Source organism: Leucobacter sp. M11, assembly GCF_035726885.1.
GTDB lineage: Bacteria > Actinomycetota > Actinomycetes > Actinomycetales > Microbacteriaceae > JAPFRB01.
In genome coordinates, this window is record NZ_JAPFRB010000002.1 from 65,938 (window position 1) to 66,955 (window position 1,018).

At 73.7% G+C, this 1,018-nt stretch carries 1 protein-coding gene; it reads left to right on the forward strand.

The genetic code is table 11. The annotated features are described in order from the left end of the window. The coding region (locus OOT08_RS04410; RefSeq protein ID WP_325091352.1) for an iron chelate uptake ABC transporter family permease subunit at positions 1–1,018 on the forward strand (1,018 nt) is incomplete at its 5' end.

Here is a 1,018-nt window from a genome sequence, read left to right on the forward strand (position 1 = left end):
GGGCCCGTCCGCGGCCCGGACCCTCACCGGCCGGCGACTGGGCCTGCTCACGGCGGGCATCATCGCGATCGCCCTGCTCAGCGCCGCGAGCCTCGCGATCGGTTCGAAGGCCATCCCGCTCGACACGGTGCTCGACGCGTTCTTCGCCCCGGACGGCTCCGCCGATCACCACATCGTGACCGCGACCCGGCTCCCCCGCACGCTCATCGCGATCAGCGCCGGAGCCGCCCTCGCGGTCGCGGGGGCCCTCATCCAGGCGCTCACCCGAAACCCGCTCGCCGACCCCGGCATCCTCGGGGTGAACGCGGGCGCAGCGCTCTTCGTCGTGCTCGGGATGGCCGCCTTCGGCACCGCCTCCATCGCGCACACCGTCTGGTTCGCCTTCGCCGGGGCCCTCGTCACCACCGTCGGGGTCGCCCTCATCGGTGCCGCCGGCAAGCGCGGCCCGGACCCCGTCCGTTTCACGCTCGCCGGGGTCGCGCTCGGCGCCGTCCTCACCGGCATCACGAACGGCATCATGCTGCTCGACCCCGCCACCTTCGATCAGATGCGAACCTGGTCAGCGGGCTCCCTGCTCGGCCGCGATGGCACCGTCCTCGCCGCCGTCGCGCCCTTTCTGCTCGTCGGCGGCCTCCTCGCCCTCGCCGCCGCCGGGCCGCTCAACGCGATCGCCCTCGGCGACGACCTCGCGGCCTCACTCGGCGCCCGAACCGGGCACACCCGCGTGATCGTCATCATCGCGATCACCCTGCTCGCGGGCGGGGCAACCGCCCTCGCCGGGCCGATCGGCTTCGTCGGGCTGATGGTGCCCCACGTCGTCCGCTGGGTGGTCGGCCCCGAACAGCGCTGGATCGTCCTCGGCTCGCTCGTGCTGGGCCCGTGTCTTCTCCTGCTCGCCGACCTCCTCGGCCGGATCGCCCTTCCGCCGACCGAACTGCCCGTGGGCATCGTCACCGCCATCGTGGGCGCGCCCGTCCTCATTGCCCTCGGCCGACGAAAGCGAGCCTCCGGACTGTGA